Consider the following 20,982-nt stretch of genomic DNA (forward strand, 5'->3'; position numbering starts at 1 on the left):
ACCCAACGCCGCAGTGTTGAATACCCAACTCCGTACTTCCGGCCGAGCGACTCGCAACTGCCTTCGCCGCTCAGATATGCCTTGACCAATTGTTGCTTGAACGACGGGTCATACTTCGTCATGAAAAAACCCCCAAGGGTTGGAGTGATGTCCAACTCTTGGGGGTCAATTCAGTCGGGCGGCCGCTTCGAAGTCGATGCGTATCGCGCGATACGCAGCGTGCTCACCACTCGGCGACGCTGCCGTCCGCGTGGCGCCACACCGGGTTGCGCCAGCGGTGGCCCGTCTTGGCCATCTCGCGCACCTTTTCCTCGTTGACGTCGATGCCGAGCCCCGGGCCCTGCGGGATCGCGACGAAGCCGTCCTCGTAGCGGAACACCTCGGGGTTGCGCAGGTAGTCGAGCAGGTCGTTGCCCTGGTTGTAGTGGATGCCGAGGCTTTGTTCCTGGATGAACGCGTTGTAGCTGACCGCATCGAGCTGCAGGCACGCGGCGAGCGCGATCGGGCCGAGCGGGCAGTGCAGTGCGAGCGCGACGTCGTAGCTTTCCGCGAGCGTCGCGATCTTGCGGCACTCGGTGATGCCGCCCGCGTGCGACGCGTCGGGCTGGATGATGTCCACGTAGCCGCCCGCGAGGATGTGCTTGAAGTCCCAGCGCGAGTACAGCCGTTCGCCGAGCGCGATCGGCGTGTTGGTCTGGTTGACGATGTCGCGCAGCGCCTCGGCGTTCTCCGACAGCACGGGTTCCTCGATGAACATCAGCTTGTACGGGTCGAGCTCCTTCGCGAGCACCTTCGCCATCGGCTTGTGCACGCGGCCGTGGAAGTCGACGCCGATCCCGACGTGCGGGCCGACCGCGTCGCGCACGGCCGCGACGTTCGCGATCACCTGCTCGACCTTGTCGTAGGTGTCGACGATCTGCAGCTCCTCGGAGCCGTTCATCTTCACGGCCTTGAAGCCGCGCTCGACGACTGCGCGCGCATTGTTCGCGACGTCGCTCGGCCGGTCGCCGCCGATCCACGAATACACCTTGATGCGGTCGCGCACCTGGCCGCCCAGCAGCGCGTGCACCGGCACGCCGTGATGCTTGCCCTTGATGTCCCACAGCGCCTGGTCGACGCCCGCGATCGCGCTCATCATGATCGGGCCGCCGCGGTAGAAGCCCGCGCGGTACATCACCTGCCAGTGATCCTCGATCAGCAGCGGGTCGCGGCCGACGAGGTAGTCGGCCAGTTCCTGCACCGCGGCCTCGACCGTGTGCGCGCGGCCTTCGACGACCGGCTCGCCCCAGCCGACGATGCCTTCGTCGGTTTCGATCTTGAGGAACAGCCAGCGCGGCGGGACGACGAAAGTTTCGAGGCGGGTGATTTTCACGATACGAGTCTCCATGGTTGGCCGGCGCGGGCGCTCGGGCGCGGCGCACGGTCGCGTGCTTTCGCGATTATCCTAGCGTAGCCGGATAAAAAATAGTATTAATAGCATTATTGTGCAGATAGTGGGCAGCCTGCACGCGGGCCCAACGGAGAACGATCATTCAACACGACCTGCATGGACAGACGGCTTTCCGGCTTGCGACGGCGATCCTGCGCGGCGACTATCCGCCCGAATCGCTGCTGCCGAGGGAGCCCGACCTGATGGAGCTGTACGGCGTGAGCCGCACGGTGATGCGCGAGGCGCTGCGCACGCTGACGTCGAAGGGGCTGGTCGAATCGCGGCCGAAGGTCGGCACGCGCGTGCGGCCGCGCCATGCGTGGAACCTGCTCGACGCCGACCTGCTCGACTGGTACGCGCGCGTCGCGCCGCCGCTCGCGTTCGCGCTGAAGCTGCAGGAGATGCGCGAGATGATCGAGCCGTACGCGGCCGCGCTCGCCGCGCGCGCGCATACGCCGGAAGCCTTCGACGCGATCGACGACGCGGCGCGCGCGATGGCCGATGCACGCAACGTAGACGAATGGGTGCGCGCCGACCTGCGCTTTCACCTGAGCGTGCTCGCGGCGGGCGGCAACGAGTTGCTGGTGCCGCTCGGCGCGCTGATCGATCGCACGCTCGAGGCACAACTGCGTCTGAATGCGCGCCGCGCGGACGTGTACAACGCATCGCTTGCCGAGCACACGGCCGTCAGCGACGCGATCCGCGTGCGCGACGAGGACGGCGCGCGCCGCGCGATGGCGGCGCTGCTCGCGGTGACACGCGCGCGGATCGAGATGTCGTGACGGGGCGGGGCGGCGCCTTCAGGCGGCGTTTGCGCAGCCGCCCGGCTTGTGGATGCGCTCCGTCGACGCAGGATACTTCGCGAGCAGGCTTGCCGGACGCCGCGGGCGCACGACCAGGTCGCCGCCGCAGTTCGGGCAGCGGCCTTTCAGCACGTCGTCGGCGCAGGTCGCACAGAACGTGCACTCAAACGTGCAAATGCGCGCATCTGCCGAATCGGGCGGCAGGTCCTTGTCGCAGCATTCGCAGCCGGGGCGCAGTTCGAGCATGATGGTTTTCCTTGGTTGGGGAGGGTCAGGACGGGCGCCGCCGGACATTGCGCGCGGCGCATGTGCGCGCTACTGTACCCGCTTGAATCGGCCTGGCCAACGGTGTCCCGTCCGGGCGCCGCCGACGCGCACGGGCCGCACCGGGAGACGACCATGCTTTATCGCGGAAGCTGTCACTGTGGCGACGTGAAGTTCGAAGTGGAAGGCGACCTGCAGGGCGTGATGGCGTGCAACTGCTCGATCTGCCAGCGCAAGGGCGCGCTGATGTGGTTCGTGCCGCGCGACCACATGAAGCTCCTCACGCCCGACGAGAATCTCGCGACCTACCTGTTCAACAAGCACGTGATCAGCCATCGCTTCTGCAAGCGCTGCGGCATGCATCCGTTCGCCGAGGGCGTTCATCCGAACGGCACTGCGATGGCCGCGATCAACGTGCGCTGCCTCGAGGATGTCGACCTCGACACGCTGCCCGTCACGCACTACGACGGCCGCTCGCACTGAGCGGCGTGCCATCGCGTGAACGTACGTGCCGCGGTCAGGAAGGTTGCGCCGACGCGGCGCCCGGTGCGGGCATTTCCGCCTGCGGCGCGGGGGCCGCGGCGTGCGTGCCGGTGGCGGCCGGACGTTCGATCAGCGGCGCGAGCGCCGGCGCCATCGACTTCAGCAACTGCACGGCCATTGCGCTCGTGAAGTCGTAGCGCGCCGCGTACGGTTCGTGCGCGGTCGCCGTCAGCACCCCGAAGAACCGGTCGCCGAGTACGAACACGAACGTGCCGCTGCGGTTCACCTTGCGCGACTCGATCAGCCGCGCGCCGCGCGCGTAGACGTTGAAGCGCTGGTCGCCGGTCCCCGTCTTGCCGTATACCTCGAGCGTCTTGCCGTCGGGCAGCGTGAAGCCGCCCGCGAGGCGGCGCGCGGTGCCGCTGAGCACGACGTCGCGCAGCAGCGTGTGCGCCACGTTGACGATTTCCGGCGACAGCATCGGCTGCGGCTGCGCGGCCGCGCGCACGAAGCGCGTCTCGTACGGCGTGCCCTTCGCGAAGTCGAGCCGCGTGATCGTCTCGGTCGGCGCTTTCTGGCCGCCGTTCGCGATCAGGCCGATCAGTTTCGCGAGCGCGTCGGGCTGGTCGCCCGATGCGCCGATCGCGGCCGCGTAGGACGGCGTGACTTCCGCGAACGGGTAGCCGAGCGCGCGCCACGACTTCGTGATCTCCGCGTACGCGCGCAGCTCGACCATGCGGCGGATGCGGCGGTCCTGGGTCGCGTGGTAGCGCGTCTTGTACAGCCACGAATACGTGTAGAAACGCGCATCGCGGCTCTCGCGCTGGACCTCGCCGAGCGACGCGCTCGGGTGCGCGCGCAGGTAGTTGAGCGTCCACAGCGCGAGCGGGTGCACGCTCGCGATATAGCCGCGATCGTTGAGGTTGAAGCGGTCGATCGCGTATTTCGCGTAGAGCGCGGCGAGATCGTCGTCGGACAGCGTCGCGGCCGGCGTGCCCTTCAGTTGCGCGCGCATCTGCGCATCGAACCACGCGAGCGATTCGTTCGGCGCGACGCTGCGCAGCACCGTCGCGATCTTCGGCGGCGACTTGCGCACGTCCTTCAGCATCAGTGCCAGCGCATCATCGGGTGCCTTGCCCGCATAGCGCGTGTAGTAGCGCTTCACGTAGACCTGGCTTTCGCCGTCGACGAACTGCTGCAGGTAATGCCGGCGCTGTTCGGGATCGCCGAGCCACGACGACGACGGGCCGGCCGCCTGCAGCGTCTCGTAGTGGACGATGTCGCGCATCAGCCGCACGAACACGAGGTTGACCGAATGCTCGAACGCGGTGTGCAGCGTCAGGATACGGCCGTTGTCCGACTTCTCGAAGTTCGAGAACACCTGCGCGCCGCCGCCCGTGTAGAACACGTCGGGACTTGCCGAGTACTTGCGTTCGACGGCCGCGTCGAGCATCGCCTGCAGCGAGCGGTCGCGCGTATGCGACAGATAGTCGAGCGCCCAGCGCGACAGCCCGTCGACCGGGTCGGGTTTCACGCGCGCAAGCTGCGCGTTCGACAGGTTCGCATAGCGCGCGTGCAGGTCGGAGACGATCTGCAGGTACGTGATCAGCGTGCGCAGTTTCGCGGTCGAGCCGAGGTTGATGCGGCCGCCGCGATTCACGTCGAACGGCTCGTTCACGCTGTCGGTCTGCACGCGCAGCATGTTCGCGCCGTTGCGGCGTTCGTACAGCGTGAAGCTGTACGTGAGATGCGACGGGTCGTCCTTCGGCGCGAGCATCTCGTAGCCGTAGAGGCCGGCGGCCTGCGCGCCGTCGCGCGTCGATGCCTTCGCGAGCCGCTCGGCGACGGCCTGCTGCACGCCGTTGTCGAGCGTGCTGGTCGCCTCCAGGTCGAGCAGGTCGAGCTGGTACACGTCGCTGATGCCGAGGGCCGACAGCAGCGACGCGCGCGCGGACGTCACGGCCTTGCGCGACACGAACGACTGCACCAGCGCGGCGGCAGGCGGCGCACTGCGTTCGATCTGCGCGGACAGCGCGGCATCGCGCAATGCAGGCGAGATCACGCCGCCGTTCGACAGCAGCCGCAGGTAGCTGTCGGTCAGCCGCTGCAGCGCCGGATAGCCGCGGTTGAGGAAGTACGACGGCGCGCGCTGCGCGATGATCAGCGACAGCACCTCGCGGAACGTCTTGCCCTGTTCGTCGACGTTGTCGCCGGTCGTCGGCGCGGACAGGATCCGGTTCACTTCGTTGAAGTCGCGGCCGTACCAGGCGGCGAGACCGTCGCCGATGCCGGTGATTTCGCCGATATGCGGCCGCGCGGCGAGCGGCACCGAGTTCAGGTAGCGCACGACGATCGTGCGGCGCGCGAGCATCGTCTGCGGGCCGTTCAGATACGCGCGGACCGACGCCGACGCGATCTGCCGCAGCTTCTCGGGCGGCGTCGCGGTGCGGCCTTCGGGCGAATGGCGGAACTTCTCGATCTGGGTCGCGAGCGTGCTGCCGCCCGGGCGTGCCTGGTGACGGTTGACGACGTGCAGCGCCTGGTCGGCGAGCGCGCGGCTGAAGCGCCCCCAGTCGATCGCCGGGTTGCGGTTCGGTTCGTTCGCGTCGAGCAGGTAGCGATCCTCGATGAACAGCAGCGAATCGACGACCACGCGCGGCACCGTGTCGAAGTCGGCATAGACGCGCTGCGGGAACACGGTCGCGAACAGCGGCGCGCCGGTCGAGTCGAACAGCATCAGGCCCGTCTGGTCCTTTTCTTCGTAAGGGAGGAACAATCCGCGCTCGCCGAGCGACAGCATCCGTTGCGAATCGCGCGCCTGCTTGCCGACGACGAAGCCGCGCGCGAGCAGCCGCTCCTGGAACGACGGAATCATCGCGTAGCCGAGGCGCTGGTCGTAGGGGCCGTTCGCGGGGAAGCGGATGTGATCGCTCGGGCCCGTTTCGACCGTGTAGCCGACATCACGGGTGAGCTCGGACAGGTAGCGCGCCTGCAGCCGGGACGTTTCGATCTCGGTCTGCACGAGCCGCGCGACGATCGCGAGCGCGATCAGCAGCGCGGCCAGCAAAGACCATTTGACCCACGTCCAGACCGATGCGAGACCGGTCACGCGCGGCAGGATACGATTCAGCGGCCGATTCATGGCGGCATCTCCCTGAGGGGAGGGCTCCGGCCGCACCCCATTAAGGATTAGTTTAGTCGTCCGCCGCGTGCTGCCAAGGCGGTTCACTACCGAGATGCGCCGACGCAACGCACGTGCCTGAACCGGGCGGAGCGCCCGGCCGCCGCCCCGATTTGGGGCAGCGCCGGAAGGGGGAAATAGTGCGCGATGACTTCATTCAACCGACGAAATGCTCGACCAGGTGATCGACGAACAGGCGCGCCTTGCGCGGAAAGTGCCGGCGGCTCGGGTACGCGATGTTCATCTGAAGTTCCTCGAGCCGGTAGTCGGGCAGCAGCGCCAGCAGCCGGCCGTCGCCGAGCTCCGCTTCGACCAGGAAGTCCGGCAGCACCGCGACGCCCACGCCCGCGAGCGCCCAGCTTCGGATCAGCCCGAGATTGTTCGACGACGCGGATTTATTGGGGTGCACGGTGAGATGCGCATGACCGTGATCGAACGACAGGTATTCGCCCGCGAAGTCGGAGTGGAATGCCAGGCACGCATGGGCGGCCAGGTCATGCGGATGAGCCGGCGCGCCATGTCGTTCGAGATACTGAGCAGATGCGCATACGACGAGTTTCAGCCGCGTGAGCAGGCGTTTCACCAGCGTGCTGTTGCTGATGTGCTGCGACAGCAGCAGGCCGACATCGAAGCCCTCCGAGACGAGATCGACGTGACGGTCGACGAGCGTGACTTCCGGCACGATGTTCGGATGGCATGCCTTGAAGGAATCGATCGCGGGCCCGAGCACATGCATGCCGAACATGACCGGCGCGACGATTTTCAGCGAGCCGACCGGCTCGTGGTGCGTCGACGCGATCGCTTCCTCGACGCGGTCGATTTCGTCGACGACGTGGCGCATCTGCGCCAGATACAGGTGGCCGGCGTCGGTCAGCGACAGGCTGCGGGTCGTGCGATTCAGCAGGCGTACGCCGAGCCGCTCCTCGATGTCCATGACCAGGCGGGTGGCCGATGAATTGGAGATGTTCAGTTCGGCGGCTGCACGCGCGAAGCTCTGTAGTTCGGCCACCTTGACGAATAATCGTATCGATAGAAATTCATCCATTTTTTTCGGAAAACTTAATTTGTTAACTGAATTCTATCTGTCGGCGGCTGGACTTTGAGCGATTTTGATGTGAGATAAAGTTTTATGAAATCGTGCATCAATCCGATGCGGATGGCGTTGGAGTATGTAGGGTTGGGTCGAGGCGGCCTGCGATTCCATCGCTTTGCCTGGGGATTGAAAAATATTGGTTGATGATTTTGTTTTTTGTAAAAGTACTAAAAATCTGGCTTATTGTCCTAAAAGGGCGGTGTCATATTCGCAGTGCGGTGCAATACGAGTCGGATGCGTCGTTTTCGTCGCGGCGGCGTCCCGGCACCAGATGGCGGCATTCGGCGTGCGGCGGCGCGTGGCGGTGATATCCTCGCGGGACGCCCGCAATCGACGGGCGGTGTCCGATTGCCCGTGCGCAGCCTCGCTGCCGCGTGGCGCGGCGTTTCCGAGGGAAGAACCGACATCATGAGCCGCAAATTCATTCTGAAGGGCGACACGACCGACCACGGCGGCGTGGTGCTCGAAGGGATCGCCAACTCGTCGTTCGACGGACGCGAACTCGCCTATCTCGGCGCGCCCGTGTTCTGCGCCGCGTGCAAGACGACGGGCGTGATCGTGTCGGACGGCGGCGAGCGGACGATGACCGTGATGGGCAAGGTCGTCGCGCTCGAACACGACCTGTGCCAGTGCGTGTGCACGCCGCAGCCGAAACTGATCCCGTCGCAGGGCACGGGGACGATCTCGGGGTAAAACCCGCCGCGCGGCACGGCGCACGGCGGCCCGACTTCAGACGCTGCCTTCCGTCTCGATCACGAGGATGCGCGCTTCGCCGAGCGGATGCGCGACGTGCTCGGTGCCGGCCGTCGCGTGGAAGACGTCGCCGGTTTCGAGCACCGTTGCGTGCTCGTTGCCCGCTACGCGGTAGCGCATCTCGACGCGACCGTCGAGCACCGCGAACACTTCGTCGCCGTCGTTTACATGCCATCGATACGGCTGGTCGGTCCAGTGCAGCCGGACCGTGATGCCGTTCAGGTTCGCGACGTCGAGCGCGCCCCACGGGCGGTTCGCGGTGAATGCCGCGCTGCGGATGATGTTCATCGATATGTTCTCCGGCGCGAATGCGCGTCGTCTTCCAGTCAATTCCTCCGCACCCGAATTCAACGCGACATCGCGCGCAGCGCCTGCTCGATTATCTGCTTGCGTTTCGCGAAACCGGCCGCCGAACGCTCGGTGACGCGCTTCACGACCGATGCCGGCGCGGTGTCGGGCGAGCCGGCGTCGAACGGCGGCGCCGGCGCGTATTCGAGCTGAAGCTGGATCGCCTGCGCCTCTTCATCGCCGGCCAGTTCCGCGGCGATCGTCAGCGCGAAGTCGATGCCGGCCGTCACGCCGCCGCCCGTGATCAGGTTGCCGTCGCGCACGACACGCTCGCGCACGGGCACCGCACCCAGCGGTTCGAGCAGCGCGTGGAACGCCCAGTGGGTCGTCGCACGCCGCCCGCGCAGCAGGCCGGCCACGCCGAGCAGCAGCGCGCCCGTGCAGACCGACGTCACGTAGCGCGCGGTGGCCGCGCGCTGCTGCACGAACGCGATCGTTTCGGCATCGAGCAGCAGGTCGTTGATCCCGATGCCGCCCGGGACGCAGATCACGTCGAGCGGCGGGCAGTCGTCGAACGTGCAGGTCGGCGCGAGCGCGAGGCCGCTGCTCGACGCGACGGCATCGCGCGACTTCCAGACCAGGTGGACGGCTGCGTCGGGCAGCGACGCGAGCACGTCGTGCGGGCCGGTGAGATCGAGTTGCTGGACGCCGGGAAACACGAGAAGGCCGATATGCAGGGTCATGCGAAGACTCCGGGTGAAAGAGGAGCGCGCCGTTGCCGGCACACGATGGACAGATCGATTCTAGGCGCGTAGTGTTTGGCGAAATTGCCATATCGCCCACGTTTTAAGCCAATCGCCATGCCTGCCGCCCCGCGTTCGATCCTGATCCTCGCGTTCCCCCGCGCGCAATTGCTCGATGTGTCGGGGCCGCTGCAGGTGTTCGCGTCCGTCAACGAACTCGCGCTGGAGCGCGGGCAGCCGGCGCCGTATGCGCCGCGTGTCGTCGCGGCGGACGCCGGGCCCGTCGAGACGTCGTCGGGCCTCGTCGTGATGGCCGAGTCGCTGCGCTCGGCCGCGCGCCGTCCCGATACGGTGATCGTCGCCGGCGGCAAGGGCGTGCACGCGGCATCGCAGGATGTCCGGCTGGTGCGCTGGGTGCGGCAGCAGGCGGAGCGCGCGCGGCGCGTTGCGTCGGTCTGCACCGGCGCGTTCCTGCTCGCCGAGGCCGGCCTGCTCGACGGGCGGCGCGCGGTCACGCACTGGGCGCGCTGCGACGAATTCGCGGCGCGCTACCCGAACGTACGCGTCGAAGCCGATCCGATCTTCATCCGCGAAGGCGCGCTGTGGACGTCGGCCGGCGTGACGGCCGGCATCGATCTTGCGCTAGCGCTGGTCGAGGAGGATCTCGGCCGCGCGACCGCGCTCGACGCAGCGCGCGAACTCGTCGTGTTCCTGAAGCGTCCGGGCGGACAGGCGCAGTTCAGCGCGATGCTGTCGATGCAGCGCACCGACGACCGCTTCGGCGAACTGCATGCATGGATGGCCGAGCACCTGGCGGCTGACCTGTCGGTGCCCGCGCTGGCCGAGCGCGTGCGCATGAGCGAGCGCAGCTTCGTGCGCCACTATCGCGCGGGAACCGGCCGCACGCCCGCGCGCGCGGTCGAGCAGATCCGCGTCGAGGCCGCGCAGCGCCTGCTCGGCGAAACGACATGGCCCGTCAAGCGGATCGCCGCGCGGTGCGGATTCGGTTCGGAGGAGACGTTGCGGCGCAGCTTCGTGCGTGTGCTGGGCGTGTCGCCGCAGGCGTATCGGGAGCGGTTCGTGCGGTAACGCGCGGCGCGCGATCGGGGCCGGAGCGGTTGTCGTCTGGAACTGAACGGAAATCGATCGCTTTCCAGTGCGAAATGCCGAAACTATTCAGGATGGTAGAACAATAGGCGGGGGCTTGTGCCGCGCCCGCCGCGGGCTCTATTCTGTTCCGTTGGCGATTCGAAGGGGGCAGCATGGACCGAATCCAGGCAATGGAAGTTTTTACCCGTGTGGTCGACGCGAACAGCTTTACGCGCGCGGCCGACACGCTCGCGATGCCGCGCGCGTCGGTGACGACCATCATCCAGAATCTCGAGGCGCTGCTCGGCGTGCGCCTGATGCACCGGACGACGCGCCGGCTGTCGCTGACGCCGGAAGGTGCCGCGTACTACGAGCATTGCATGAAGATCATCGCGGAGATCGCGGAAGCCGACGCGAGCTTCCAGACCGGCAATCGCAAGCCGAGCGGCGTGCTGCGCGTCCACATGCCGAGTTCGCTCGGGCGGCGCATCGTGCTGCCGTCGCTGTCGATTTTCCGGCAGCGTTATCCGGACATCACGCTCGAGCTGGGGCTTTCCGACCGCTACGTGGATCCGGTCGAGGAGGGGATCGACTGCATGATCCGGGTCGGGCCGCTCGAGGATTCGTCGATGGTCGCGCGGCGCATCGGGATGCTGAAACGCGTGACCTGTGCGTCGCCCGATTACGTCGCGCGTCACGGCGAGCCGCACGAGATTGCCGATCTTGCCGAACATCATGCGGTGAATTTCCGTTCGAGCCACGGCGCGCGTGCGATTCCGTGGGTGTTCATGATCGACGGCAAGCCGGTCGAGGTGCGGATGAGCGGGGAGGTCACGGTCAACGATTCGGATGCCTACGTGACGTGCGGGCTCGAAGGATTCGGGATGATCCAGCCGACGCTGTTCATGGTGCTGCCGAACCTGCTCGACGGATCGCTGGTCGAGGTGCTGCCGGACTGCAATCCGAAGCCGAAGCCGATTTCGATCGTCTATCCGCACAACCGGCATTTGTCGCAGAAGGTGCGTGTGTTCGCCGACTGGATCGCGGAGGTGTTCGAGTCGACACCGGCGCTGGAAGGTGGGGAGAACTGGCGCGGGAAGGTGCTTGCGCACGCGGCGAAGCTGGAGAGGGGATCGGTGGCGGCGTGATGGAAGCGGTGCGGCCTGGTCGTCGGCTGCGCCGGTTTCATCGGCATCGTTAACGCGCTGTCTGTTGGTTTGCCTTACGGCATCGTCGTGGCTGCAAAGCTGATGACGTTGATGCCGACCGCGACCGGAGCGTTTTTTCCGAGCAAAGAAAAAGGGCCCAGCTTGCGCTGGGCCCTTTTGCATTTGGTGGCGAATCAGGGACTCGAACCCCGGACCTGCGGATTATGATTCCGTCGCTCTAACCGACTGAGCTAATTCGCCGAAGAAATGAATTATGGAGATCAACCGTCGGGCTGTCAACACCTTTTTTCGTCTTAGGTGAAAAAAGGTGCCGGCGGCCCGAGCCGGCGTCGGCGCGGAGCCGGTTGCCGGTCACCGGAGCAAACCCGGCAACCGCCGCCAGCCCGCGCTTCGACATCAATCCTGCGCGTAGATGTTCGAGTCCTTCGTCTCCTTGACGAACAGCAGGCCGATCACGAACGTGCCCAGCGCGATAATGATCGGATACCAGAGCCCCGAGTAGATGTTGCCCTTCGCCGCGACGATCGCGAACGCGGTTGCCGGCAGGAAGCCGCCGAACCAGCCGTTGCCGATGTGGTAGGGCAGCGACATCGACGTATAGCGGATCCGCGTCGGGAACATCTCGACCAGCATCGCGGCGATCGGCCCGTAGACCATCGTCACGTAGATCACGAGAATCGTCAGGATCACGATCGTCATCGGCCAGTTGAGCTGCGCCGGGTCGGCCTTCGCCGGGTAGCCGGCTCCCTTCAGCGTCGATGCGAGCGTCTTGTCGAACGCCGCGCCCTGCGCCTTCGCGTCGGCCGCCTTGCCGTCGTACGCCGGGATCACCGTATCGCCGACCTTGATTTCGGCCATCGTGCCGGCCGGTGCCGCGACGTTCTCGTAGTTCAGGCCGGCCTTCGCGAGCGCGCTCTTCGCGATGTCGCACGAGTTCGTGAACTTCGACGTGCCGACCGGGTTGAACTGGAACGAGCAGGTGGCCGGATCGGCGACGACGGTGATCGGTGCCTTCTGCGTGGCGATCTCGAGCTGCGGGTTCGCGTAGTGCGTGAGCGCCTTGAACAGCGGGAAGTAGGTCAGCGCCGCGATCAGGCAGCCCGCGAGGATGATCGGCTTGCGGCCGATCTTGTCCGACAGCGACCCGAAGAACAGGAAGAACGGCGTGCCGATCAGGAGCGCGATCGCGATCAGGATGTTCGCGCTCGCGCCGTCGACCTTCAGCGTCTGCGTGAGGAAGAACAGCGCGTAGAACTGGCCCGTGTACCACACGACGGCCTGGCCGGCGGTCAGGCCGACGAGCGCGAGGATCACGATCTTCAGGTTCTTCCACTGGCCGAACGCTTCGGTCAGCGGCGCCTTCGACGTCTTGCCTTCCGACTTGATGCGCAGGAACACCGGCGATTCGTTCAGCTGCAGCCGGATCCACACCGACACCGCAAGCAGCGCGATCGATGCGACGAACGGCACGCGCCAGCCCCAGTTGCCGAACGCTTCCTCGCCGATGAACGTGCGCACGCCGAGGATCACGAGCAGCGACAGGAACAGGCCGAGCGTCGCGGTCGTCTGGATCCACGCGGTGTAGAAGCCGCGCCGGTTCGACGGCGCATGCTCGGCGACGTAGGTCGCCGCACCGCCGTACTCGCCGCCGAGCGCGAGGCCCTGCAGCAGCCGCATCGCGATGAAGATCACGGGCGCGGCGATGCCGATCGACGAGTAGCCGGGCAGGAAGCCGACCACGAACGTCGAGAGGCCCATGATCACGATCGTCACGAGGAACGTGTGCTTGCGTCCGACCATGTCGCCGAGCCGGCCGAACACGATCGCGCCGAACGGCCGCACCGCGAAGCCGGCCGCGAAGCCGAGCAGCGTGAAGATGAACGCGGCGGTCGGATTGACGCCGGAGAAGAAGCTCTTGCTGATGTAGGCCGCGAGTGAGCCGGCCAGATAAAAGTCGTACCACTCGAACACGGTCCCGAGCGACGACGCGAAGATCACCTTTTTCTCTTCGCCCGTCATCGGCGCGTGCGAAATTTGCCCGCCTAACGTTGCCATGAATCGTCTCCAAGTCCCTTGATATAGATATGCGGCCGCCTTGGGTGGGCGGGCCTGTCGACGATTATTGGCACGGAAACTTACGGCGCACTGACTCGCGCGCACAAAACGACTGCGCGTTAACCCGTGCCGAACCGGATGCTTCGCGCGCCGATCATGGTGCGAACGTCCGGCAAACCGCCGGTTTCGGCGCGATCGCGTCGCATTGCTGCCGTGCGCGTCAGGGTTAATCCGGAGCGGTTTCCGCCAGCGGCAGGCTGACGCGCACGAGCGTGCCGGCGAGGCGGGGCGCCTGCTGGTAGACGTGATCGTCGAGCGTCAGCGTGCCGCCGTGCTGCGTGGCGATCTCGCGCACGATCGCGAGCCCGAGGCCGCTGCCGTCGCCTTCGCGGCCGAGGATCCGGTAGAAGCGCTCGACGACGCGCTCGCGTTCGGCGGCCGGGATGCCGGGCCCCGTATCCTCGACTTCGAGATGCGCGAGTCGCGCCGCGCGATCGGCGCGCACGCGCACCGTGATGCGGCCGCCTTCCGGCGTGTAGCGGATCGCGTTGTCGATCAGGTTGCCGAGCATCTCGCGCAGCATCACCGGGTTGCCGTCGACGTCGAGCGGCGCGTCGTCCGGCGGGCCTTCGTAGCCGAGATCCATTCGCTTCGCGAGCGCGGCCTGCACCCAGTCGCGCACCGCGCGCCGCGCGAGCGCGGCGATCTCGACCGGCTCGAACGTGAGCCCGCTCGCGCGGTTCTCGGCGCGCGCGAGCGCAAGCAGTTGCGTGACGAGCCGCGCGGCCTGCTCGGAGCTCGTCGCGATCTGCTCGAGCGAGCGCTGCACGTCGGGCGGCACGGGGTGGCGCAGCGCGAATTCGGCCTGCGTGCGCAAGCCCGCGAGCGGCGTCTTCATCTGGTGCGCGGCGTCGGCGATGAAGCGCTTTTGCAGCGCCATGTTCTGTTCGAGACGCGCGAGCAGGTCGTTGAACGACGTGACGAGCGGCTCGATCTCGGGCGGCGCGCGCTGCGCCTCGACGGGCGACAGGTCGTCGGGCCGCCGCGCGCGGATGTGCGCCTGCAGCGCATTGAGCGGCGCGAGCCCGCGCGACAGCCCGAACCAGACGAGCAGGATCGCGAGCGGCAGGATCACGAACTGCGGCAGGATCACGCCCTTGATGATGTCGTTCGCGAGCGCGTTGCGCTTGTCGAGCGTCTCGCCGACCTGCACGAGCACCGGCTGCGTGCCGCTCGCCTGCGGCAGCGCGACCGTCGTATACGCGACGCGCACGTCGTTGCCGCGCAGCAGGTCGTCGCGAAACACGACGACGCCCGGCGGCGGGCGGTCCTCGTCGCGCGGCAGCGGCATGTCGGCTTCGCCCGCGACCAGCTCGCCGCGCGCGCCGAGCACCTGGAAGTAGACGCTGTCGACGTTGTCCGCGCGCAGGAAGTCGCGCGTCTGCTCCGGCAGCGTCAGCTCGGCGACGCCGTTCACCGGGTGGATCTGGCGCGCGAGCACGTATGCGTTGGTCTCGAGCGCGCGGTCGAACGGGCCGTTCGCGATCGTCTTCGCGACGAGATAGGTGACGGCGATGCTCATCGGCCACAGCAGCAGCAGCGGCGCGAGCATCCAGTCGAGGATTTCGCCGAACAGCGAGCGCGGGCGCGGCGCCTCGGGCGCATCGGTTTCGTCGGGCGGCGCGAACGGGTTCTCGTAGCGCGCGTCGCGCGCATCGTCGGCGGCCGACGACGGCGCGCCGGTCGGGTGGCGGGAATGGGCCGGCGTGGCCATCGCGGCGACGCCCGGCTTCAGCGCAGCGGCGTGCCGGCCGTCGCGGGCTGGGGCGCTGTGGTGTCGGCCGGCGCGGCGGGCGCGACCTTTTCGAGGCAATAGCCGAGGCCGCGCACGGTCGAGATCCGGACGCCGCTCGGTTCGATCTTCTTGCGCAGCCGGTGCACGTAGACTTCGATCGCGTTGTTGCTGACTTCCTCGCCCCATTCGCACAGATGGTCGACGAGCTGCTCCTTCGATACGAGCCGGCCGATCCGCTGCAGCAGCACCTCGAGCAGGCCGAGTTCGCGCGCGGACAGATCGAGCACGTGATCGTTCGCGTACGCGATGCGGCCGACCTGGTCGAACGCGAGCGAGCCGTGCCGCACGACGGTCGGGCCGCCGCCCGCGCCGCGCCGGGTCAGTGCGCGCACGCGCGCCTCGAGTTCGTTGAGTGCGAACGGCTTGGCCATGTAATCGTCCGCGCCGAGATCGAGGCCCTTCACGCGCTCGTCGACGCTGTCGGCGGCGGTCAGGATCAGCACGGGGAGGTTGGAATTGCGGGCGCGCAGGCGCTTGAGCACGTCGAGCCCGGACATTTTCGGCAGCCCGAGATCGAGGATCAGCAGGTCGAATGTCTGCATCGACAGCGCCGTATCGGCATCGACGCCGTTCTTCACGTGGTCGACCGCATAGCCCGATTGGCGGAGTGACCGGGTGAGGCCGTCCGCGAGTATGCTGTCGTCTTCGGCGATGAGAATTCGCATGTTGCTGACCGATGGCCGGCAGGGTGTTCGCGCCGGCGCGGCTGTCTCCGAAGTTATTCGTGTACAACGCAGCCCGCATTGCGGGCTTGCATAAAACACTGTTTTTTTATACAGTGTCTGCATTCGTGGGCGGCGCTTGAAAGCGGGCGCGCCTTTAACAGACGCTGCTCATCATAGCAAAGGACGATTCATGGAAGAAAGCAAGAAGGGCTCCGGGATGACCGCCGAGAAGAGCAAGGCGCTGGCGGCCGCACTCGCGCAGATCGAAAAGCAGTTCGGCAAAGGGTCGATCATGCGGATGGGCGACGGCGAGGTGGCCGAGGACATCCAGGTCGTCTCCACGGGTTCGCTGGGGCTCGACATCGCGCTCGGCGTCGGCGGCCTGCCGCGCGGCCGGGTGGTCGAGATCTACGGTCCGGAATCGTCCGGTAAAACCACGCTCACGCTGCAGGTGATCGCCGAACTGCAGAAGATCGGCGGCACGGCCGCGTTCATCGACGCCGAGCACGCGCTCGACGTCCAGTACGCGGCGAAGCTCGGCGTGAACGTGCCGGAACTGCTGATCTCGCAGCCGGACACCGGCGAGCAGGCGCTGGAAATCACCGATGCGCTGGTGCGCTCGGGCTCGATCGACATGATCGTCATCGACTCGGTCGCGGCGCTCGTGCCGAAGGCCGAAATCGAAGGCGAGATGGGCGATTCGCTGCCGGGCCTGCAGGCCCGCCTGATGTCGCAGGCGCTGCGCAAGCTGACCGGCACGATCAAGCGCACGAACTGCCTCGTGATCTTCATCAACCAGATTCGTATGAAGATCGGCGTGATGTTCGGCAACCCGGAAACCACGACGGGCGGCAACGCGCTGAAGTTCTATGCGTCGGTGCGTCTCGACATCCGCCGGATCGGCTCGATCAAGAAGAACGACGAGGTGATCGGCAACGAAACCCGCGTGAAGGTCGTCAAGAACAAGGTATCGCCGCCGTTCCGCGAAGCGATCTTCGACATCCTGTACGGCGAGGGCATCTCGCGCCAGGGCGAGATCATCGACCTCGGCGTGCAGGCGAAGATCGTCGACAAGGCAGGCGCCTGGTACAGCTACAACGGCGAGAAGATCGGCCAGGGCAAGGACAACGCGCGTGAGTTCCTGCGCGAGAATCCGGAAATCGCCCGCGAGATCGAGAACCGCATCCGCGAATCGCTCGGCGTCGTCGCAATGCCCGATGGCGTAGACAACGAAGCCGAGGCGATGGACGAAGAAGAGTGATGGTCGGGCGCCGAGGTCAGGCTGGTGAGCCGGAGGAGAGCGACGCGCCCGAAACGGCGGGTCGCTCCGGCCGGCGAGCCGGACCCTCGGGCGCCGACCGGCGGGTCGCTGGCAGCAACGCCGCGAACCGCACCGCGACGAGGGCATCTGACGATGCCCTCGTTTCGTTTGAGATTGCCGCACCGGACGATCCGTTCGATGACGATGAATCGTTCGACGCGCACGACCGGTCCCGCCGTCGTGTGTCCGGCGTCAGCTTCCCGGGCGATCGCGCATCCGATGCGTCGGCACCTGCCAGGGAAGATGTCTATACGCGCAGCAGCCAGCATCCGCGCCGCACGCGCCGTGCGTCCGGCGCTGCTTCAAGCGCTGCTTCCGGCGACGATCCGGATGCCGGCAAACGCAAGTCGTCGAAGCCGCAACGTTCGTTGAAGGGCCGCGCGCTCGGCTATCTGTCCAGGCGCGAATACAGCCGCACGGAACTCGCGCGCAAGCTCGCGCCGTATGTCGGCGAAGACGAGTCCGTCGAACCGGTGCTCGATGCGCTGGAGAAGGAAGGCTGGCTGTCCGACGCGCGTTTCGCCGAGAGCCTCGTGCATCGTCGTGCGTCGCGCGTCGGGGTCGCGCGCATCGTCAGCGAGCTGAAGCGCCATGCGGTCGGCGACACGCTCGTCGAGGAAGTGAACGCGCAGCTGCGCGAGACCGAATGGGCCCGCGCGCAGGCGGTCTGGCGCAAGAAATTCGGTGCATTGCCGCAAACGCCGGCCGAGCGTGCGAAGCAGGCGCGCTTTCTCGCTGCGCGCGGCTTCTCGAGCGCGACCATCGTGAAGTTGCTGAAGGTCGGCGACGATTTCCCGATCGACGATTGAGCGCGCCGGTCGCGCGCGTGGCGCGCGATTTTGCTGCAACGCAACTGCTCCCGGACAGGCGGGAATACCCGCCGTCGCGTCAAACTGTCTCAAATACCCAATATGCTAAAATCCGTGGGTTTTCCTCTTCGGCCTCAACCTCCAGCATGCCGCTATCCGAGCCCGTGCCCCGTCAGTTGCGACATCGACGCGCAATCCGAGCGGAAGCTTACGAGCGCGGCGACGGCTTGTGGGACATCGAAGCCTGCCTGACCGACCACAAGCCGCGCGATGTCGCGCTTGCGTCGGGCATCCGGCCCCAGGGCCTGCCGATCCACGAACTCTGGCTGCGCGTGACTATCGATCGTGAACTCAATGTCGTCGACGCCGAAGCGTCTTCGGAATGGGTGCCCTATCCCGGTCAGTGTCAATCCGCCCCTCCCGCCTATCGGGCCCTCATCGGGCTCAATCTCTTCCGCCACTTCCGCCGCGATGCGAACCGACTGCTGTCCGGTGTCGCAGGCTGCTCCCATCTCACCGAACTGTGCGCCGTGCTGCCGACGGCAGCGATCCAGGCGTTCGCCGGTGACGTGTGGAACGTGCGCGAGGAGGGTGGCGAAGGGCCGGATCACGACGGCGTGCGCGACGAACCGCCTTTCCAGCTCGGCCGCTGCCGTGCGCTGCGGTTCGACGGCGAGGTCGTGCGGCAGTACTACCCGCGCTGGTATGGCGCGAGTCGGCCGGATGTGCCCGTTGACGGCAGCACGAAGGAATGAACGGAAATCATTCGAAGAAGCGTCTTAAGCGACTTTTCATCCAACTCTCAGACTGAAGGGAATCACGCATGAAGATTCACGAGTACCAGGGTAAGGAAATCCTGCGGAAATTCGGAGTCGCGGTACCGCGCGGCAAGCCGGCGTTCTCGGTTGACGAGGCCGTCAAGGTGGCGGAAGAACTCGGCGGCCCGGTGTGGGTCGTCAAGGCTCAGATCCACGCGGGTGGTCGCGGCAAGGGCGGCGGCGTGAAGGTGGCGAAGTCGATCGAGCAGGTGCGCGAATACGCGAACCAGATCCTCGGCATGCAGCTCGTCACGCACCAGACCGGTCCGGAAGGCCAGAAGGTCAACCGTCTGATGATCGAAGAAGGCGCCGACATCAAGCAGGAACTGTATGTCAGCCTCGTCGTCGATCGCGTGTCGCAAAAGATCGTTCTGATGGGTTCGAGCGAAGGCGGCATGGACATCGAAGAAGTTGCCGAAAAGCACCCGGAACTGATCCACAAGGTCATCGTCGAGCCGTCGACGGGCCTGCTCGATGCTCAAGCCGACGACCTCGCCGCGAAGATCGGCGTGCCGGCTGCTTCGATTCCGCAAGCGCGTGCGATCCTGCAAGGCCTGTACAAGGCATTCTGGGAAACCGACGCGTCGCTGGCTGAAATCAACCCGCTGAACGTCTCCGGCGACGGCAAGGTCATCGCACTCGACGCGAAGTTCAACTTCGACTCGAACGCGCTGTTCCGCCACCCGGAAATCGTCGCGTACCGCGATCTGGACGAAGAAGATCCGGCTGAAATCGAAGCGTCGAAGTTCGACCTCGCGTACATCTCGCTCGACGGCAACATCGGCTGTCTCGTGAACGGCGCAGGCCTGGCAATGGCGACGATGGATACCATCAAGCTGTTTGGCGGCGAGCCGGCGAACTTCCTGGACGTCGGCGGTGGCGCGACGACCGAGAAGGTCACGGAAGCGTTCAAGCTGATGCTGAAGAACCCGGACCTGAAGGCGATTCTCGTGAACATCTTCGGCGGCATCATGCGCTGCGACGTGATCGCGGAAGGCGTGATCGCCGGTTCGAAGGCCGTGAACCTGAAGGTGCCGCTCGTCGTGCGCATGAAGGGCACGAACGAGGACCTCGGCAAGAAGATGCTGGCCGACTCGGGCCTGCCGATCATCTCGGCGGACAGCATGGAAGAAGCCGCGCAGAAGGTCGTCACGGCTGCCGAAGGCAAGTAACGCTATCGAATACGCATGGCGGCGCGGCAGATACGCGACGCCAATCGAACAGAGGTCAAAATACATGTCGATTCTGATCAACAAGGACACGAAGGTCATCACGCAGGGCATCACCGGCAAAACCGGTCAGTTCCATACGCGCGCCTGCCGTGAATATGCAAACGGCCGCGAAGCATTCGTCGCGGGCGTGAACCCGAAGAAGGCCGGCGAAGATTTCGAAGGCATTCCGATCTACGCAAGCGTCAAGGAAGCGAAGGAAGAAACCGGCGCGACCGTGTCGGTCATCTACGTTCCGCCGGCAGGCGCAGCCGCTGCGATCTGGGAAGCGGTCGAAGCCGATCTGGATCTCGCGATCTGCATCACGGAAGGCATCCCCGTGCGCGACATGATCGAAGTGAAGGACCGCATGCGCCGCGAAGGCCGCAAGACGCTGCTGCTCGGGCCGAACTGCCCGGGCACGATCACGCCGGACGAACTGAAGATCGGCATCATGCCGGGTCACATCCACCGCAAGGGCCGCATCGGCGTCGTGTCGCGTTCGGGCACGCTGACGTATGAAGCCGTTGCACAGCTGACGGCACTCGGCCTCGGCCAGTCGTCGGCAGTCGGCATCGGCGGCGACCCGATCAACGGTCTGAAGCACATCGACGTGATGAAGATGTTCAACGACGATCCGGATACGGACGCGGTCGTGATGATCGGCGAAATCGGCGGTCCGGACGAAGCCAATGCGGCCGAGTGGATCAAGGCCAACATGAAGAAGCCGGTCGTCGGCTTCATCGCGGGTGTCACGGCGCCTCCGGGCAAGCGCATGGGCCACGCCGGCGCGCTGATCTCGGGCGGTGCGGATACGGCCGAAGCGAAGCTGGAAATCATGGAAGCGTGCGGCATCACCGTCACGCGCAACCCGTCGGAAATGGGCCGCCTGCTGAAGGCAGCGCTGTAATATTTCCGCCTGGGTTCGTCCTGCAGAAAACGCCGGCTTTGCCGGC

At 66.2% G+C, this 20,982-nt stretch carries 20 protein-coding genes and 1 tRNA gene; 10 read left to right on the top strand and 11 right to left on the bottom strand.

Features of this window, described 5'->3' with window-relative positions; translation table 11 throughout:
• Positions 1-122: helix-turn-helix domain-containing protein (locus KVT39_RS38675; RefSeq protein ID WP_217590072.1), on the bottom strand; the 122-nt coding region annotated here is incomplete at its 3' end.
• Positions 123-223: 101 nt separating this feature from the next.
• Positions 224-1,372 carry a galactonate dehydratase gene (gene dgoD / locus KVT39_RS18925; protein WP_021160175.1) on the bottom strand — a complete coding sequence of 383 codons (1,149 nt, stop codon included), beginning with the start codon at positions 1,370-1,372 and terminating at the stop codon, positions 224-226.
• 155 nt (positions 1,373-1,527) lie between these two features.
• On the opposite strand from dgoD, the gene KVT39_RS18930 reads away from it, so the two are divergent.
• A complete protein-coding gene (locus KVT39_RS18930; protein ID WP_034178948.1) occupies positions 1,528-2,211 on the top strand; it encodes a FadR/GntR family transcriptional regulator in 684 nt (227 codons plus the stop codon).
• A gap of 18 nt (positions 2,212-2,229) precedes the next feature.
• Here the strand turns inward: KVT39_RS18930 and KVT39_RS18935 are convergent, their stop codons facing one another.
• A complete protein-coding gene (locus KVT39_RS18935) occupies positions 2,230-2,478 on the bottom strand; it encodes a DUF1272 domain-containing protein (protein ID WP_034178947.1) in 249 nt (82 codons plus the stop codon).
• 153 nt (positions 2,479-2,631) lie between these two features.
• Here KVT39_RS18935 and KVT39_RS18940 point away from each other — a divergent pair, with 153 nt between their 5' ends.
• Positions 2,632-2,979 (top strand): GFA family protein, encoded by a 348-nt coding sequence (locus tag KVT39_RS18940; protein ID WP_034179419.1) that lies wholly within the window; start codon positions 2,632-2,634, stop codon positions 2,977-2,979.
• A gap of 34 nt (positions 2,980-3,013) precedes the next feature.
• Here the strand turns inward: KVT39_RS18940 and KVT39_RS18945 are convergent, their stop codons facing one another.
• The gene (locus KVT39_RS18945; protein WP_034178946.1) at positions 3,014-6,121 is read right to left on the bottom strand and encodes a transglycosylase domain-containing protein; all 3,108 of its coding nucleotides are present in this window, start codon (positions 6,119-6,121) and stop codon (positions 3,014-3,016) included.
• Between the two features lie 196 nt (positions 6,122-6,317).
• Positions 6,318-7,205, bottom strand: coding sequence for a LysR family transcriptional regulator (locus KVT39_RS18950; protein ID WP_034178945.1), 888 nt, complete (start codon positions 7,203-7,205; stop codon positions 6,318-6,320).
• Positions 7,206-7,661: 456 nt separating this feature from the next.
• Here KVT39_RS18950 and KVT39_RS18955 point away from each other — a divergent pair, with 456 nt between their 5' ends.
• Complete coding sequence (locus tag KVT39_RS18955; RefSeq protein WP_034179418.1) at positions 7,662-7,946, top strand: PAAR domain-containing protein; 285 nt, start codon at positions 7,662-7,664, stop codon at positions 7,944-7,946.
• A gap of 36 nt (positions 7,947-7,982) precedes the next feature.
• On the opposite strand, the gene KVT39_RS18960 is transcribed toward KVT39_RS18955, so the two are convergent.
• Together KVT39_RS18960 and KVT39_RS18965 are read right to left on the bottom strand one after the other, a co-directional pair.
• Positions 7,983-8,294, bottom strand: coding sequence for a cupin domain-containing protein (locus KVT39_RS18960; protein ID WP_034178944.1), 312 nt, complete (start codon positions 8,292-8,294; stop codon positions 7,983-7,985).
• A 59-nt stretch (positions 8,295-8,353) separates the two neighbouring features.
• Positions 8,354-9,037 carry a DJ-1/PfpI family protein gene (locus KVT39_RS18965; RefSeq protein WP_034178943.1) on the bottom strand — a complete coding sequence of 228 codons (684 nt, stop codon included), beginning with the start codon at positions 9,035-9,037 and terminating at the stop codon, positions 8,354-8,356.
• Between the two features lie 117 nt (positions 9,038-9,154).
• Here KVT39_RS18965 and KVT39_RS18970 point away from each other — a divergent pair, with 117 nt between their 5' ends.
• A complete protein-coding gene (locus KVT39_RS18970; RefSeq protein ID WP_105390021.1) occupies positions 9,155-10,126 on the top strand; it encodes a GlxA family transcriptional regulator in 972 nt (323 codons plus the stop codon).
• A 173-nt stretch (positions 10,127-10,299) separates the two neighbouring features.
• Entirely contained in the window at positions 10,300-11,274 is a 975-nt protein-coding gene (locus KVT39_RS18975; RefSeq protein WP_217589981.1) for a LysR family transcriptional regulator, read from the top strand.
• Between the two features lie 184 nt (positions 11,275-11,458).
• Here the strand turns inward: KVT39_RS18975 and KVT39_RS18980 are convergent.
• The 4 genes from KVT39_RS18980 to KVT39_RS18995 form a co-directional block, all read right to left on the bottom strand.
• Positions 11,459-11,535 (bottom strand) — tRNA-Met (locus KVT39_RS18980).
• Positions 11,536-11,691: 156 nt separating this feature from the next.
• Positions 11,692-13,350 carry an MFS transporter gene (locus tag KVT39_RS18985; RefSeq protein ID WP_034178940.1) on the bottom strand — a complete coding sequence of 553 codons (1,659 nt, stop codon included), beginning with the start codon at positions 13,348-13,350 and terminating at the stop codon, positions 11,692-11,694.
• Positions 13,351-13,576: 226 nt separating this feature from the next.
• Entirely contained in the window at positions 13,577-15,124 is a 1,548-nt protein-coding gene (locus tag KVT39_RS18990) for a sensor histidine kinase (protein ID WP_034178939.1), read from the bottom strand.
• Between the two features lie 17 nt (positions 15,125-15,141).
• On the bottom strand, positions 15,142-15,870 hold the full coding sequence (locus KVT39_RS18995) for a response regulator transcription factor (protein WP_034178938.1): 729 nt from the start codon (positions 15,868-15,870) through the stop codon (positions 15,142-15,144).
• A gap of 190 nt (positions 15,871-16,060) precedes the next feature.
• Between KVT39_RS18995 and recA the strand changes: the two genes are divergently transcribed.
• The 5 genes from recA to sucD all read left to right on the top strand — a co-directional run bounded on the left by recA (position 16,061) and on the right by sucD (position 20,936).
• A complete protein-coding gene (gene recA, locus KVT39_RS19000) occupies positions 16,061-17,131 on the top strand; it encodes a recombinase RecA (protein WP_034178937.1) in 1,071 nt (356 codons plus the stop codon).
• Positions 17,131-18,000 (top strand): recombination regulator RecX, encoded by an 870-nt coding sequence (gene recX / locus KVT39_RS19005; protein ID WP_034178936.1) that lies wholly within the window; start codon positions 17,131-17,133, stop codon positions 17,998-18,000. Before recA ends, recX begins: the two co-directional genes overlap by 1 nt.
• A 146-nt stretch (positions 18,001-18,146) precedes the next feature.
• Positions 18,147-18,755: a DUF2889 domain-containing protein gene (locus KVT39_RS19010; RefSeq protein ID WP_034178935.1), complete on the top strand. Its 609-nt coding sequence runs from the start codon at positions 18,147-18,149 to the stop codon at positions 18,753-18,755.
• Positions 18,756-18,823: 68 nt separating this feature from the next.
• Entirely contained in the window at positions 18,824-19,990 is a 1,167-nt protein-coding gene (gene sucC / locus KVT39_RS19015; protein ID WP_034178934.1) for an ADP-forming succinate--CoA ligase subunit beta, read from the top strand.
• Positions 19,991-20,054: 64 nt separating this feature from the next.
• Positions 20,055-20,936, top strand: a complete 882-nt coding sequence (gene sucD / locus KVT39_RS19020) for a succinate--CoA ligase subunit alpha (RefSeq protein WP_034178933.1) — start codon at positions 20,055-20,057, stop codon at positions 20,934-20,936.
• The last annotated feature ends 46 nt before the right edge of the window (positions 20,937-20,982 follow it).

Source organism: Burkholderia sp. GbtcB21 (assembly GCF_019091065.1).
In the GTDB taxonomy this organism is placed as follows: domain Bacteria; phylum Pseudomonadota; class Gammaproteobacteria; order Burkholderiales; family Burkholderiaceae; genus Burkholderia; species Burkholderia pyrrocinia_C.